Origin of the sequence: Agrobacterium sp. NPDC058088, from assembly GCF_042885035.1 — a bacterium.
GTDB lineage: Bacteria > Pseudomonadota > Alphaproteobacteria > Rhizobiales > Rhizobiaceae > Agrobacterium.
In genome coordinates this window covers 179,171-192,641 of the sequence record NZ_JBHVSU010000005.1, presented here as the reverse complement: position 1 = coordinate 192,641, position 13,471 = coordinate 179,171, and the positions used below count along the sequence as shown (strand labels likewise).

Sequence of the window (13,471 nt, the reverse complement as noted above, 5' to 3'; positions counted from 1 at the left end):
ATGGTCATTTGTAGATGAACCCCACTGATCCCTGATAGGGAGCTGCCTGAACCTGGTCCTTGCGGCCATAGACCTTGTTGACACGGTTCATGAAATACATGGCGGCATCGTTTTCCGGGTTGAAGTTGTCATCCGGCCGGGCAATCTGATTACGGGCAACGGGTCGCACCAGATAGGGCGTCGCGATGATGACCAGTTCCGTTTCGTTGCGCAGAAAGTCCTTGCTGCGGAAAAGCGTACCGAAGATCGGGATTTTCGAAATGCCCGGAAGTCCGGACATGGCCTGCCGGACATTATCCTGAACCAGACCGGCAATCACGATCGATCCGCCGGAGGGAAGCTCGACCGTTGTGGAGGTTTCGCGCTTTCGCACTGACATATAGGTCGACCCTGGGATCGTGCCGCCCGCATTACCGGTTACGACATTGCCTTCATAAGTCGGTTCGGAAACATTGGTTTCGATTTTAAGACTAATTCGGCCTGGCGAGAGCACCACCGGCTTGAAGTTGAGCGTAATGCCGTAATCGACTGTATTGGTTGTCCGCGTAATCGTCGGCCTTCCGGTATCCTTGTCGATGTCGACTTCCTGTTCTGCCGCCATACGGAAGTCTCCCCCGACGTAGAACTTCGCCTGTTCGCCTGAAATGGCGGTTAGGCTTGGCTCAGCGAGGGTACGCACCACGCCCGCCTGCTCCATCGCATTGAGATACGTCGCGAAGCCCATGGACCCGGAGCCGATAGCGCCGCTTGCGATTCGTGAAGCGCCGCCAATGGCATTGCCGAGGTTCGATGGATTGGCGAATGAGAAACCGTTGCCGCTTGTCGAACTGCTAATCGAGCCATTGAAACCGAGCTGCTTCAGAACCTGCCTGCTGACTTCGGCTACCGTGACTTTCAGCGTCACCTGATCTTCACCTTCAATCGTCAGCATGTTGACGATTTGGGAGACCTGACGCCGCTCGGCAAAAATTGCCGCATCTCCGCCATTGTCCCCGCCGGTCAGCGATATGTTACGGGTCGTGGCTTCGCCGCCTTTCAAAAAGGCGTCGGCAAGTTGAACGGCGCGTGCGGAGTCCTGCGGCGTGCGTACCGAACCGGTAAGAACAATATTGTCCGAAACGATTTCAATCTTGATATCTGAATCGGGAATAAAGCGGCGGATATTGGCCTCCAGCCCGGAGATATCGCGCTCAACTTCTAAATCCAGACTGACGATTTCCCGGCCGCCGTCACCAAAAATGAAGATGTTGGTCTGCCCTACCGTCTTACCGAAGAGATAGATACGTCTTGATGTCCGAGTAACCGCATCGGCAAGGGTTGGGTCAGCGACCAGAATGTCGTGGGCATCCTCCGGCAAATCAATGACCAGTGCCTTGTTCAACCCGAGTTTCAGGCGCTTGCGAATGCCCGCGCCGCTCTCTGTAATCCGCACGATGCTGGCACTTTGCGCTTCTGCTTCACTGATGCTCAGAAACTTGGGAAAATGCTGGCCAGGAACGCCCGAAAAGGCCAGACAGAACACAAGTCCACCCGCCATGGATGAACGCAAATGTTGTTTGAGGCGTGTCTTCATGAGCTTTCCGGTCATTGTGAAGCTCCTTGACCGTTCTTCACGATCGAGCCGGATTTGATTACTTGAATTTCCGGTTGCCCGTAACTTCCGCTGAGAAGGTGGTCGGCCGAAAGCGTGTCGTTTTCCTGCGCATCGGCGACGGAGCGCAAGGCGAGCGTGAGACGATCTGCCATCTGTTGCGCCACGGTTATGATCTTGGCCTGCTCAGGGGTCAGCTCCAGTGTAGCGGTTGCGCCGACCACCGCCGACGTGCCGTCCTCGCCTTCCTTGATCTGCTGATCGATCGCCAGAACACGGACATTGTTCAAGACATTTTCGGTCAGGAAATTACCACCGTCGCCCTTGCGGACCATGATGACATCGACCCGGTCGTTCGGCAGCACAAAGCCGCCCGCACCGGTCGAGACTGAAATCTCGGTAGCCACGGCGCGTTTGCCGGCCGGCAAAAGCGAAGACATGATGCGAGTGCTGGAATCGACCACTTTTTCCGGTCGGATCGGTTCACCTTCGAACAGGGGCAGCCGCACAACCGCGCCCGCGAGTTCGGTGATGGCGTCAGGCCTTTTTGCTTCCGTGATGAAACTATCCACCACATTACCCTGTGGCCAGGGTGTCCAGCGCACGGAACTGTCGTTCAGGCGACTACCGACCGGCAGATTGACCGAAGAAACGAGAACGTTAACCGTCGGTTCTTTCTGGATGATCGTTTCCGCTTTTTCGATGACCTGCTTTGCGCCGGAAATCTGCATGGCGACAAGGCCGGCAAGACCGGCGGCCACCAGGGCAACGGAAAGAATAACGATACGCGACGATTTCATGCTCGATCCTTGAGGGAATCAGACTCTTCTTCCTCTAGGATGGTGTGCGAGTGGTATATTTATGGTTAATATTGTCCTGAAGTTTGTGGTTAACAAGCTTCTAATAAAAATTGAGATTTATAAAATTACAAAAGACTTGTGATTGCTGCTTTGACGAGAGGTGCTTCGCCGTAGGTAAAAAATCCTGCAATCGCAATACCAATTCCGTAAGGTATTTTCTGCGCGACCATAAGAGAATCCGGAATTGGTATCCCGAAAGCCATGATTTCTTGTGAGCGAGATCGGAGAAGCAGAATACCGACTGTCAGTGCTCCGCCGACCAGTGTTACGGCAAGAAGAAACTCCACGAGCGAAACGTTGAAGCCATACCAAACCGCCGCTCCCGTCAACAGCTTGGCATCTCCTCCGCCCATGACATTGGCGGCAAAGAGCGCGAAACAGCCCAGAAATACAATCAGAGCACCCGCCAAACTCAAGCCAAACGTCTGAATGTCCATTCCTGTGAAAGGAGCGATAAAAACGAAAGACAATAAAAGCACAACGGTTATCACGTTTGGGATCGTCATGCTAAAAAGGTCATTTAAAGCAGCGAAACAAAGGCAAAGCGGAAGGATAAGAAAAATTGCCGCGACAATCATAGACAGCCTTCCTCACAGACTTTGTAGTGCCGATAAAACGAAAATACAGGTGATGTCGGCACTTGTGTGCCGTCACCACCTGCAGCATGCTTAAAATGATTAGACGCCGCCGGTGGCAGCCTTGGAGTCTGTGAACGACTTGCCAATGAAGGTAAACGTGTCCTTGAGTTTGCCACCGAGCGTTGATGCGCCGCCGATGATGGCGACAGAAATGAGGGCAGCGATCAAGCCGTATTCGATGGCGGTCGCGCCGGATTCGTCCTTGAGGAAACGAGCGAAAATCTTGGTCATAAGGTCTCTCCTAAATCTTGTTTGGTTCAGCACGCCGACAACTGTTCTCCGTTGTTCGGTTGCCTTCAAACTACAGCCGAGCGATTTCCAAGCGCTTAAAAAAAACGATTAACTCAAAGTAAACGGCAGGATGAGTTTCTCTTGGTAAATAAAAACGAAAAGTAATTTATACATTTCTACATTCGCTGATAAACGAATGTATTTTAAACCTGATCCCTTCTCTTTTCCTTGTAAGCGTCGTTTCATGGAGGCGCACATGTTCAGTTTTGAAGCGGGTGAAGAGGCGTTAAAATATCATCTTGTTACACATGGTTATCATCTGCGCAGCGGATACTCGCTATTTAACCCTTCATTCACTAAAACCGCGCATTCTGTGGCGCAATAAACTGTGCGGATAATGAGCAAGGGCCAAACGCGTGACATCCGGAAAACTGGCGAAAATCATGGTCGGCTTGTCCGCAATTCTTGGAGCTGCGGCGCAGCCTGTTTTTGCTCAGGACGATTTATTGCGCGTGTCGATGAATCACGCCCGCGTTCTCCGCCTCGACCGTCCCGTGAGCAAGGTCATTGTCGGGAACTCCAAGGTCGCAGACGCCACGGTGGCCGATTCCACCACGATTGTTCTGACGGGCCGCAGTTTCGGAACGACCAACCTTGTACTTCTCGATGCCGAAGGCAATCCGATCGTGGATGAACGCATCCTCGTCTCCATCGACGAGGGCAATACGGTTCGCGTGTTCCGTCAGACGGAGCGCACGGTGCTGTCCTGTACGCCGAATTGCGAACAACATTCGCAAAATAGTGGCGACAAGGACGCTCAGCCCTGACAGGGCACGTCACTGCACAATTCTGACAGGCCGGTTGGCCTTCCGATGGAAACGGAAGTCGCCGGTTTTGAGCTTTTCTGAAAGTGAAGAAGACGAAAAAAGCAACACGCTTCCCGGTGTTTACCGGTCGGCTATATGTTGCTTTTTTTCGGCTAAGTATTTGATCTGGCTAAGATCAAAAATGGAATGGTGCCCAGAAGAGGACTCGAACCTCCACACCCTTTCGAGTACCAGCACCTGAAGCTGGCGCGTCTACCAATTCCGCCATCTGGGCGACGGAGAGCGATGTACGAGGGCAGCCGCCCGGTGTCAACAGACTTTTTGAACTTTTATGACGATCATTGATTTTAAAGCGAAAAAACTTAATCAGAGCTGTTGAAACATGTCGCCGGGTCAGGTGTCGAGGCCCTCACGATTCGTTCTGTCGACATGGCCGAGGTCGCGCTCCGGGTCGATGATGTCACGGATTCTCTGTTTGAGTTCTTTGGGACCGGGAAAACCACCATCGCGTTTGCGTTCCCATACGGTCGTCCCATCGACAGTGATCTCGAACAGGCCGCCGGTCGAGGGAACGAGACTGACTTCGCCGACATCAGAAGCGAAGGTTTGCAAGATTTCCTGCGCCATCCAGCCTGCGCGAAGCAGCCAGTTGCATTGCGTGCAGTAGCGAATGGTTATGCGGGGTTTGGTCTGGGTCATCCCTGATCTCCTTCAGCGCAATAATGCTCACGATAATGTCAACTTTGTTACTCATGTTTTTACCGGGCGCATGCTTGTTCTTATCATGTGGCTTTGCAAACAGAGAAGCTGTCGAAGGCTGAAACGTGGAGATCCTATGGCCCAGTTCGAGAATAATCGTCAGCGTCTTTTCTTGCCGGCGGTGGCGCCGCTTTATAATTCGACCCATGATCTGGTTGAGACCATTCTGCGCGTCGCCGCCGGGTTTCTTCTTGTCACCCATGGCTTTGGCAAGATCGTCAATCCTTTCGGCGCTGTCGGCATGGTGGAGAGCCTCGGCTTTTACCCTGGCGTCTTCTGGTCGCCGCTGCTTGCCGCCACGGAATTTTTCGGCGGCATTTTGGTTGCTATCGGCCTGTTCACCCGGCCGGCATCTTTCGCGGCCATGATCGTCCTGTTGGTTACGGTCTATTTTCACGGTATCGTAAAGGCGGAAGGCCTCGGCGGCGCGGAAAAGTCGATTCTCTGGGCCGCGATCTTCCTGTTTTTCGCCGTGCGCGGCGGCAACCGTCATTCGGTGGACGCCAGGATGGCCCGTGAATTCTAAGGCCTAAGTCGTGAGGCTGCCCGCTATCGCCTTGCAGACGACGTTACGCTCTTGAAAATCGATTTTTCCCGTGGTGAAAGCTGGATTTGATCGGCAATCTTTGCCGATTGAGTCCATCGTCGCCGCCAAGAGGTCTTATGCGCGTAGCAATCATAGAAAACATGGCGGGTACGCCGCATGGACAAATCGGCATTGCCCTGCAAGAGGCGGCAGCAGAAATCCACGTCATCCGCGCCTATGCGGGCGATCCTCTTCCTGAAGATGCCGATAATCATGATGCGCTTATCGTTCTAGGCGGCGAACAGAACGCGTTGGACGATGTGCTCTATCCCTATCTCCCGGATCTGGCGCGGCTGATGAAGACATTTGGTGATGCGGGTAAGGCGGTGCTGGGCGTGTGCCTCGGCAGCCAGTTGCTGGCGCGCGCCTATGGCGGAGAAAATATTCTCTCGGGCCCGCCGGAATTTGGCTGGCAGGATGTGTCGCTGACGCGGGAGGGCGCTTCCGATCCGCTTTTGGCCGGACAGCAACAGACCTTCCCGATCTTTCAATGGCATTGCGATACTTTTACGCTTCCGCCTGGTGCCACGCGCCTTGCGAGCAATGCCATGACACAAAACCAGGCCTTTCGTATCGGCCGCGCGGCCTATGGCACCCAGTTTCATTTCGAGGCTTCCACCGATGTTGTCGACGAGTGGTGCCGGACATTTCCGGTTTCCGTCGAAAGAATGTCGCCGGGCTGGCTTGAAAATTACGGTCACCACCGTGGCCCGCGGGCGCAGATGGCCAACACGGCCGGCCTGGAAATAGCCCGTGCCTGGATCCGGCTGATCTGACCGCAGCGATTTTTGGTTGCGAATTGAACGGGGTCTGCTCATGATCGCCGCGGGTTCACCCCGATTTGCAACAGAGGCGCAAAGATCATGTATAAATTCGAGATCTATCAGGACAAAGCCGGCGAATATCGCTTCCGCTTCAAGGCATCCAATGGTGAGACGATGTTTTCGTCGGAAGGATATAAGGCGAAGGCATCGGCTATCCATGCGATTGAATCGATCAAGAGAAACGCTGTCGGTGCCGACACCGTTGATCTGACTACCATGACGGCCTGAACGCCGCCCTTGCGCGAGAACCCGAAGCGTTTCGTCTGTCATAAATGACGGGCGTATTGGCAGATGCCGGCGTAAAGATAAGATTCAGTCTTTTTTGATAATCTTCCGTTAGCATTTGTCTTTCGAGGTTTGCGGGTGGCGTCTGAGTGCCCCCGATTTGTTTTGCGTACGGGTTCTCATGCGTTCATCGGCTGTGCCAGCACTTCTTTTCGGTTGCCTTCTGCTTGGGGGCTGCACGTCCAGTTCCGGGCCGGAAAGCCTGATGGCCGGCTTGCCGTCGAAGGAAACCACAAGTTCGGTCAAGCAATCCGCGCCGGTGCCGCAGGCAAGCGTCGGCACCCAGCCCATTTCAGCACAGCCACGTCAGGAAGTTCTGGCATGGGGTGGGCCAGTGCCTGATGAGCCCAAGGCCTTTTCCGCCGTCACGCCAAGGGCATCCCTGCCGCAGAGTGCGCCGGAAATCCGTCTGCCGGTTCCCTCGCAGACCGGAATGGTGCAGCCGGCCGAACGGCCCATGGAGCGCCCGGTGCAATTGGCCATGGCTGCGGCTCCGGCGGCGAGCGCTGGCGTGCAGATCCGTTCCCGCATCTTCCGCTCCAGTTTCAGCGACGCCAAGCCCATCAATTTCGGCCGGGTTCAGCCGCGCCATTTCCAGGTCCATGGGGTAGATGTCTCCCGCTGGCAGGCGAATATAGACTGGCCGCTGCTGCGCACCCGCGGCGCGAACTTCGCCTTCATCAAGGCGACGGATGGCGGCGATCATCTCGATCCGATGTTCCGCACCAACTGGCAGCGCGCGAAGGAGGCGGGAATTCGCCGTGGCGCTTACCACTTCTTTTATTGGTGCCGCAACGCCAGCGAACAGGCCGACTGGTTCATTCGCAACGTACCGCGCGATCCGGACGCGCTGCCTCCGGTCATCGACGTGGAATATAACGGCGAATCAAGCTGCAAGATGCGCCATTCCCGTGAGCGTGTTCTAGAAAAGATGCGCGTCTTCATGGACAAGCTCGAGCGCCATTACGGCCAGCGGCCGATCATCTATACGGCGCCCGATTTTTACAAGGACAACCTCCAGGGCGAGTTCCAGGATTATCCATTCTGGTTGCGCGCCGTCGCCCAGCATCCGTCAGTGGTCTATCCCGGCCGCAAGTGGCTGTTCTGGCAATATTCCGGCTCCGGCCTCTCGCATGGCGTTGATGGCCGCATCGATCTCAATGTCTTCAATGGCAGTGAGGAATCCTGGCATCGCTGGGTGGGCCGTCGTTCAAGCTGATGATCAGCGTGCGAATTTTCGCGCGCCGGCAACACACAGCACCACCACCAGCGTAACGCCGATCATGGCCGGGCTCACGTCCTCGTGCAGCAGGGTTGCGGCGAGCGCGAGCCCGAAGAAGGGCTGGAGCAATTGCAGCTGCCCCACCGCAGCGATGCCGCCGAGCGCCAGTCCGCGATACCAGAATATGAAACCGATAAGCATGCTGAACAGCGAGACATAGGCAAGCCCGCCCCAGGCTTGCGGGTCTATGCCGCCAAGGGTTTCCGGCCCGGTAAAAAAGCCAAGCGGCAGCATCACGGGGAGGGAAAGCACCAGCGCCCAGGAAATCACCTGCCAGCCGCCCAGCTTGCGGGAAAGGGCGGCGCCCTCCGCATAACCAAGCCCGCAGACGATGATTGCACCAAGCATCAGAAGATCGCCGGCAAGCGAGGCTTCTATCCCGGCGGCAAACGAATTCGACAGGGAGAAACCCGCAACCAGCGCGCTGCCGAGACAGGAGAACAGCCAGAAAACGGGGCGCGGGCGTTCCCCGCCACGCAACACGGCAAAGACGGCAGTTGCAAGCGGCAGCAGCCCGATGAAGACAATGGAATGTGCGGAAGTGACGTGCCGCAGGGCGAGCGCGGTTAAGAGCGGGAAACCCACCACGACGCCAAGCGAGACAATAAAGAGTGATGTCAGATCACCGCGCGCCGGTCGCTTCTGCCTGAACAGATATAGCAATGCGAGCGCCAGCAGGCCCGCAATGCTGGCGCGCGCGGCGGTCAGGAAAACCGGGTCGAAACCCGTTACCGCAAGGCGTGTCGCGGGCAGAGACCCGCTGAATATCACCACGCCCGTCAGCCCGTTCAGCCAGCCGCTTGTCGTCTTGTCCATGATCATCTCCTGCGTTTCGCCTTTATTGGTTCGGAACGGCTGGCAGGAACAGCGACAATCCGATACAATATCAATAAACTGTTATGGTATGCAAAGCAGTACGGTTGGAGATGTATGTGGACGTGCAGGTCGCGGCGGGAACGCGCATCGAAAAGGTAATGGCGAATATCCGCCAGCGCATCGCCGCGCGTAGTCTCGTTCCGGGCGCTCGCCTGCCGTCCGTGCGGGCACTCGCAAAGACCATGCAGCTTTCCACCTCTACCATTGTGGAGGCATATGACCGGCTTGTGGCGGACGGAACGATAAGCTCTCGCCCCGGCTCCGGCTTTTTTGTTGCCGGCCCGCTCGCGCCGCTCTCCCTTGCGGATATCGAACCACGGCTCGACAGGGCGGTGGACCCTCTTTGGGTGTCACGGCAGTCGCTGGATGACGGGTCCGCGCTCGCCAAGCCCGGTTGCGGCTGGCTCCCGGCATCGTGGATGCCACAGGAGGCCTTGCGGCGGGCGATGCGGGGTCTGGCCCGCGCCGATGACGCCTTGCTGACGGATTACGGCAGCCCGGTGGGGCTGTTGCCGTTGCGTCAGCTTCTGTCACGCCGGCTGGCCGAACACGGTGTGCAGGCGGTTGCGAGCCAGATCATGCTCACCGATTCCGGCACGCAAGCAATCGATCTTCTCTGCCGTTTCCTGTTGCAGCCGGGGGATACGGTTGTCGTCGATGACCCCTGTTATTTCAATTTCCACGCCCTGCTGCGGGCGCATCGGGTGAAGATCGTCGGAGTGCCCTATACGCCTGCTGGTCCTGATCTGCCGCTTTTCGAGCAGGCGCTGAAAGACCATCAGCCGCGGCTTTATATTACCAATTCCGCGATCCATAATCCGACCGGCGCAAGACTATCCGCTGTTTCCGCCCATCGCCTGCTGATGCTGGCCGAACAGGCGGGCCTGACCATCATCGAGGATGATATTTTTGCCGATTTCGAAACGCAAGCGGCTCCCCGGCTGGCGGCTTTTGACGGTCTGAACCGCGTCGTCCAGATCGGCAGCTTTTCCAAGACGCTGTCCGCCTCCGTGCGGTGTGGTTTCATCGCAGCACCCCAGGCATGGGTGGAGGCTTTGACCGATCTCAAGATCGCCACCGCTTTCGGCGGAACACATTTTTCGGCGGCGCTTGTTCTGTCGCTTTTGACGGACGGAAGTTACCGCAAGCATGTCGAGGCACTCAGGCAGCGTCTTGCGGCAGCGGTGCCGGAGGTGGCGGCCCGTCTGCGATCGATCGGATGTGTGCCGTGGATCGAGCCGCAGGCGGGCATGTTCCTGTGGTGTCGCCTGCCGGAAGGGATCGATGCCGCCGATGTGGCGCGGCGGGCGCTTGCGCGGCAGGTGGTGCTGGCCCCCGGTAACGTCTTCAGCTCGTCGCAGAACGCCTCTGGTTTCATGCGTTTCAACGTGTCGCAAATGGCCGGCTCGCAGGTCATGACGGTGCTTGCGGATGCCCTTCGGTGAGTGACTGGCCATCCCCGTTTATTGGCATTTGAAGGAAATCGGAACAAAATGCCGTGAACGTCGTTTTCTCCGCAGAATGAAGAGGAGGAAACACCATGACATTCGACCCCAACAACCCGCGTCCGGACCGCGATCTCCGTCCGGAACTGAATATCAGCAATGAACCACGTGCCAGCACGTCGTCGTCCTGGGTGCCGTGGTTGGCGATCATCGTTGTCGTTCTGGTCGGCGTTTTTGCCTGGTCGCAAATGAGCGGTCCGACCACTGATCCGGCAACGACGTCCTCCACCACGCCGCCAGCGGTAACGGATCAGGCCCCGGCGCCGATGGCTCCGACTACGCCTGCAACGCCGCCGGCGAACAACACGGCACCGGCAAGCCCGAATACGGGTGGCACGCAGACCCAGCCTTAACGGGTTGATTGATATGATAAAACCGCCTGCTTTTCAGCGGGCGGTTTTTCTTTGTGCGAAGCCAATCGCGCTTAAAGCTGCTCCATGGCGGAGGGGCAGTTGGACAGCTTCGACCAGCGATTGATCGACTCCTCCGCGAGTACCGACAGCGAGATGCTTCCGAAGCGGGACAACAGGATGGTTTCGGCCTCGTTCATGGCGTCGAAAAGTGCAGCGTTGACCGCCTGTTCGATGACGCAATTCGGATTATCACCGGCCAGTCCTATCGAAAACAACTCCGGTGCGCCGAGTGCCCGATAGATGTCGAGCAGCGTGATCTCGCTAAGCGGCCGTGCTAGCACCCACCCGCCGCCATGGCCTTTTTCCGACGATACGTAACCGTGCTCCCGTAAGCCCGCCATCGTGCGACGCACCACCACAGGGTTGGTCTGCAACATTGCCGCGATGCTTTCGGAGGTCGCCGCGCCCTCGTGTTTTTCCATATGGATCAGAATATGCAGCACCCGAGAAAGGCGCGTGTCGTGTCTCATTGCTCACCCCATCCATTTCTCTCGACGCTATCAGGCTCGACGCGACGTAACAATATAAGTTGCGTGACTATTGACTTCGAAAATCACGTAACAATATAAGTTTCATGAAATTAATAGCGCTTCCGCTTTATTCCCTGAACAATGGGTGCTTTATGAAATTCGACGTGATCATTATCGGCGGCAGCTATGCCGGCCTTTCTGCGGCCCTTCAGCTTGGCCGAGCCAGAAAGAACATCCTGATCGTGGATGCCGGCGAGCGCAGAAACCGATTCGCCAGCCATTCCCACGGTTTCCTCGGGCAGGATGGTAAGGCGCCGGGTGAGATTATCGCCCAGGCACGCCGACAGATCGAACGTTACCGGACGATACATTGGGTCGAGGGCACGGTGAGTGATGCCGACGGGTCCTTTGGCGATTTCATCATCGAGATCGACGGCAGCCGTCGGGAGAGGGCGGATCGGCTTATCCTTGCAATGGGAGTGACCGATGAACTTCCGGAAATCGCCGGGCTGAAGGAGCGCTGGGGTTCTGCGGTCTTCCATTGCCCCTATTGTCATGGTTATGAACTCGACCAGGGAAAAATCGGCGTCATCGCCGCTTCACCTATGGCCATCCACCACGCATTGATGCTTCCTGACTGGGGCGAGACGACCTTTTTCACCAATGGCATATTCGAGCCGGATACGGATCAGCATGCGCTGTTGGTCGCGCGCGATGTCCGGGTAGAAACAACCCGCATCACGGAGATTGCTGGCCATGCGGATGTCGTTCTGGCGGACGGCCGCAGCATCACTTTAGCCGGTCTTTTCACCCAGCCGAAATTGCACATCACTGCGCCATGGATCGAAAACCTCGGCTGCGCGATTGAGGAGGGACCAATGGGATCGACAATCGTGACGGACCCGATGAAACAGACCACCGTTCGCGGCATCTTCGCCTGCGGTGATGTCGCACGACCGGCCGGCTCGGTCGCCCTTGCGGTGGGCGATGGCGCCATGGCGGGCGCTGCGGCGCACCGATCAATCCTGTTTCCGGAAATCCGCTAGGACGAAATAAGGTTCAGCCAGCGTCCCGGCGGCATGCCGAACGCATTCTTGAAATGCCGGGTGAAATGCGCCTGATCCGCGAAACCGCAGGCAAACGCCGTTTCGGCAAGGCTCGTACCCGCGCGCATCATGTCCTTGCATTTTTGCAATCGGCGCATGATGAGATAACGGTGCGGGCTGGTTCCGAACAGGCAGCGAAACTGCCGGAAGAGCGCGAAGCGGTCGAGCCCGCTTATGTCTTCCAGCTCCTGTGACCCAACGGTGTCGGCGCTGTTCTCCAGCAGATAGTCCCGACATCGCAGAACGGCTGCACGGTCGATGCACTTGATGGGCCTAGCGCTTCCGTTCGAATGTTTCCAGAGCAGATCCGAAAGCCGCGATTGCCAGTCGGTGAGCAGCAGACTGCCAGGTTCGCCGTCCAGATTGCCGAGCGCCTCGGTCAGGCATTGCTGGAATTCTTCGTCCTCGATGACGGCACTTTGGGCAAAAGGCAGCGTGTTATACCCCGCCTCCGTCGTTTTCTCCGGCGGAAGGTAGAGCATGCGATAGTGCAGGCCTTCGTCCGTGCCTGCGCCGCCATCGTGCACTTCGTCGGGATGCAGCACGATTACATTTCCAGGCATGCTGAAATGCGATGATCCGCGATAGGAAAAGGTCTGGACGCCGGAAAGCGTGACGCCGAGCGCATAGGTATCGTGGCGATGTGGTGCATAGGCGTTGCCGTGAAAGCGCGCGTCTATACGCTCTATGCCCTCGCTCGAGCGCGCCTGCACGATCCCTTCGAATTTGCACGAACGTTCAAGATCGCTGCTGCTCTGAGGCGCTAGGATCGCTTCTCTTTCGTAACCACAGCCAGATTGAGTTCGCATGTTTGACACCAAGATCGCCATCATTCTTCGTGATGACCTTGCCGTATGGCAAAAACTGAACGTTACCGCGTTCCTCATGTCTGGCATTGTCGCCCAGACCCGGGAGATCATCGGGGAACCATACCTCGACGCAGCGGGCAACGTCTACAATCCCCTGTCCATCCAGCCCATCGTCGTCATGGCCACGGATCAGGAGGCGTTGCGCAAAATCCACCAGCGTGCGCTCGAGCGTGACGTCACGACTTCGCTCTACATCGAGGAAATGTTCTCGACCGGCCACGATGCCGCCAACCGCCAGGTATTTTCGAAATTTTCCCCCGATGATGCCAAGGTGGTCGGCATGGCGCTGAGGGCTGACAAGAAGATCGTCGACAAGATCACCAAGGGTGCGAAGCTGCACGCTTGAGGA

The 13,471-nt window shown here is 56.9% G+C and carries 18 protein-coding genes and 1 tRNA gene; 10 read left to right on the top strand and 9 right to left on the bottom strand.

What is annotated here, in order from left to right:
• Positions 1-4: 4 nt before the first annotated feature.
• The 4 genes from ACFVTJ_RS16045 to ACFVTJ_RS16030 all read right to left on the bottom strand — a co-directional run bounded on the left by ACFVTJ_RS16045 (position 5) and on the right by ACFVTJ_RS16030 (position 3,320).
• Complete coding sequence (locus ACFVTJ_RS16045; protein ID WP_386908972.1) at positions 5-1,588, bottom strand: type II and III secretion system protein family protein; 1,584 nt, start codon at positions 1,586-1,588, stop codon at positions 5-7.
• On the bottom strand, positions 1,585-2,391 hold the full coding sequence (gene cpaB / locus ACFVTJ_RS16040) for a Flp pilus assembly protein CpaB (protein ID WP_386908970.1): 807 nt from the start codon (positions 2,389-2,391) through the stop codon (positions 1,585-1,587). Before cpaB ends, ACFVTJ_RS16045 begins: the two co-directional genes overlap by 4 nt.
• Positions 2,392-2,516: 125 nt before the next feature.
• Positions 2,517-3,029: a prepilin peptidase gene (locus ACFVTJ_RS16035; RefSeq protein WP_386908968.1), complete on the bottom strand. Its 513-nt coding sequence runs from the start codon at positions 3,027-3,029 to the stop codon at positions 2,517-2,519.
• 99 nt (positions 3,030-3,128) lie between these two features.
• Positions 3,129-3,320: a Flp family type IVb pilin gene (locus ACFVTJ_RS16030; protein ID WP_386908966.1), complete on the bottom strand. Its 192-nt coding sequence runs from the start codon at positions 3,318-3,320 to the stop codon at positions 3,129-3,131.
• 256 nt (positions 3,321-3,576) lie between these two features.
• Between ACFVTJ_RS16030 and ACFVTJ_RS16025 the strand changes: the two genes are divergently transcribed.
• Positions 3,577-3,705, top strand: coding sequence for a hypothetical protein (locus ACFVTJ_RS16025; RefSeq protein ID WP_386908965.1), 129 nt, complete (start codon positions 3,577-3,579; stop codon positions 3,703-3,705).
• A 58-nt stretch (positions 3,706-3,763) separates the two neighbouring features.
• Positions 3,764-4,147 (top strand): pilus assembly protein N-terminal domain-containing protein, encoded by a 384-nt coding sequence (locus tag ACFVTJ_RS16020; protein WP_386909241.1) that lies wholly within the window; start codon positions 3,764-3,766, stop codon positions 4,145-4,147.
• 187 nt (positions 4,148-4,334) lie between these two features.
• Here ACFVTJ_RS16020 and ACFVTJ_RS16015 read toward each other — a convergent pair.
• Together ACFVTJ_RS16015 and ACFVTJ_RS16010 are read right to left on the bottom strand one after the other, a co-directional pair.
• Positions 4,335-4,421: transfer RNA gene (locus ACFVTJ_RS16015), tRNA-Leu, on the bottom strand.
• 119 nt (positions 4,422-4,540) lie between these two features.
• Positions 4,541-4,846, bottom strand: coding sequence for a SelT/SelW/SelH family protein (locus ACFVTJ_RS16010; RefSeq protein WP_386908963.1), 306 nt, complete (start codon positions 4,844-4,846; stop codon positions 4,541-4,543).
• A gap of 136 nt (positions 4,847-4,982) precedes the next feature.
• On the opposite strand from ACFVTJ_RS16010, the gene ACFVTJ_RS16005 reads away from it, so the two are divergent.
• From ACFVTJ_RS16005 to ACFVTJ_RS15990, 4 genes are all read left to right on the top strand, one after another.
• Positions 4,983-5,432: a DoxX family protein gene (locus ACFVTJ_RS16005; RefSeq protein ID WP_386908961.1), complete on the top strand. Its 450-nt coding sequence runs from the start codon at positions 4,983-4,985 to the stop codon at positions 5,430-5,432.
• 137 nt (positions 5,433-5,569) lie between these two features.
• Positions 5,570-6,268: a type 1 glutamine amidotransferase gene (locus ACFVTJ_RS16000; RefSeq protein ID WP_386908960.1), complete on the top strand. Its 699-nt coding sequence runs from the start codon at positions 5,570-5,572 to the stop codon at positions 6,266-6,268.
• Positions 6,269-6,355: 87 nt separating this feature from the next.
• A complete protein-coding gene (locus ACFVTJ_RS15995; RefSeq protein WP_386908958.1) occupies positions 6,356-6,544 on the top strand; it encodes a YegP family protein in 189 nt (62 codons plus the stop codon).
• Positions 6,545-6,722: 178 nt separating this feature from the next.
• Positions 6,723-7,820, top strand: coding sequence for a GH25 family lysozyme (locus ACFVTJ_RS15990; RefSeq protein ID WP_386908957.1), 1,098 nt, complete (start codon positions 6,723-6,725; stop codon positions 7,818-7,820).
• Positions 7,821-7,823: 3 nt separating this feature from the next.
• Here the strand turns inward: ACFVTJ_RS15990 and ACFVTJ_RS15985 are convergent, their stop codons facing one another.
• Complete coding sequence (locus ACFVTJ_RS15985) at positions 7,824-8,699, bottom strand: DMT family transporter (RefSeq protein ID WP_386908956.1); 876 nt, start codon at positions 8,697-8,699, stop codon at positions 7,824-7,826.
• Between the two features lie 110 nt (positions 8,700-8,809).
• On the opposite strand from ACFVTJ_RS15985, the gene ACFVTJ_RS15980 reads away from it, so the two are divergent.
• Entirely contained in the window at positions 8,810-10,204 is a 1,395-nt protein-coding gene (locus ACFVTJ_RS15980) for a PLP-dependent aminotransferase family protein (RefSeq protein WP_386909239.1), read from the top strand.
• Between the two features lie 95 nt (positions 10,205-10,299).
• Positions 10,300-10,617, top strand: a complete 318-nt coding sequence (locus tag ACFVTJ_RS15975) for a hypothetical protein (protein WP_386908954.1) — start codon at positions 10,300-10,302, stop codon at positions 10,615-10,617.
• A 71-nt stretch (positions 10,618-10,688) separates the two neighbouring features.
• Here the strand turns inward: ACFVTJ_RS15975 and ACFVTJ_RS15970 are convergent, their stop codons facing one another.
• The gene (locus ACFVTJ_RS15970; RefSeq protein WP_386908953.1) at positions 10,689-11,147 is read right to left on the bottom strand and encodes an Rrf2 family transcriptional regulator; all 459 of its coding nucleotides are present in this window, start codon (positions 11,145-11,147) and stop codon (positions 10,689-10,691) included.
• Positions 11,148-11,299: 152 nt separating this feature from the next.
• Here ACFVTJ_RS15970 and ACFVTJ_RS15965 point away from each other — a divergent pair, with 152 nt between their 5' ends.
• Positions 11,300-12,193, top strand: coding sequence for an NAD(P)/FAD-dependent oxidoreductase (locus ACFVTJ_RS15965; RefSeq protein ID WP_386908951.1), 894 nt, complete (start codon positions 11,300-11,302; stop codon positions 12,191-12,193).
• On the opposite strand, the gene ACFVTJ_RS15960 is transcribed toward ACFVTJ_RS15965, so the two are convergent.
• Positions 12,190-12,966: an AraC family transcriptional regulator gene (locus ACFVTJ_RS15960; protein WP_386908949.1), complete on the bottom strand. Its 777-nt coding sequence runs from the start codon at positions 12,964-12,966 to the stop codon at positions 12,190-12,192. The genes ACFVTJ_RS15965 and ACFVTJ_RS15960 overlap by 4 nt on opposite strands.
• A 94-nt stretch (positions 12,967-13,060) precedes the next feature.
• On the opposite strand from ACFVTJ_RS15960, the gene ACFVTJ_RS15955 reads away from it, so the two are divergent.
• The gene (locus ACFVTJ_RS15955) at positions 13,061-13,468 is read left to right on the top strand and encodes a DUF2000 family protein (protein ID WP_386908947.1); all 408 of its coding nucleotides are present in this window, start codon (positions 13,061-13,063) and stop codon (positions 13,466-13,468) included.
• Positions 13,469-13,471: the final 3 nt, after the last annotated feature.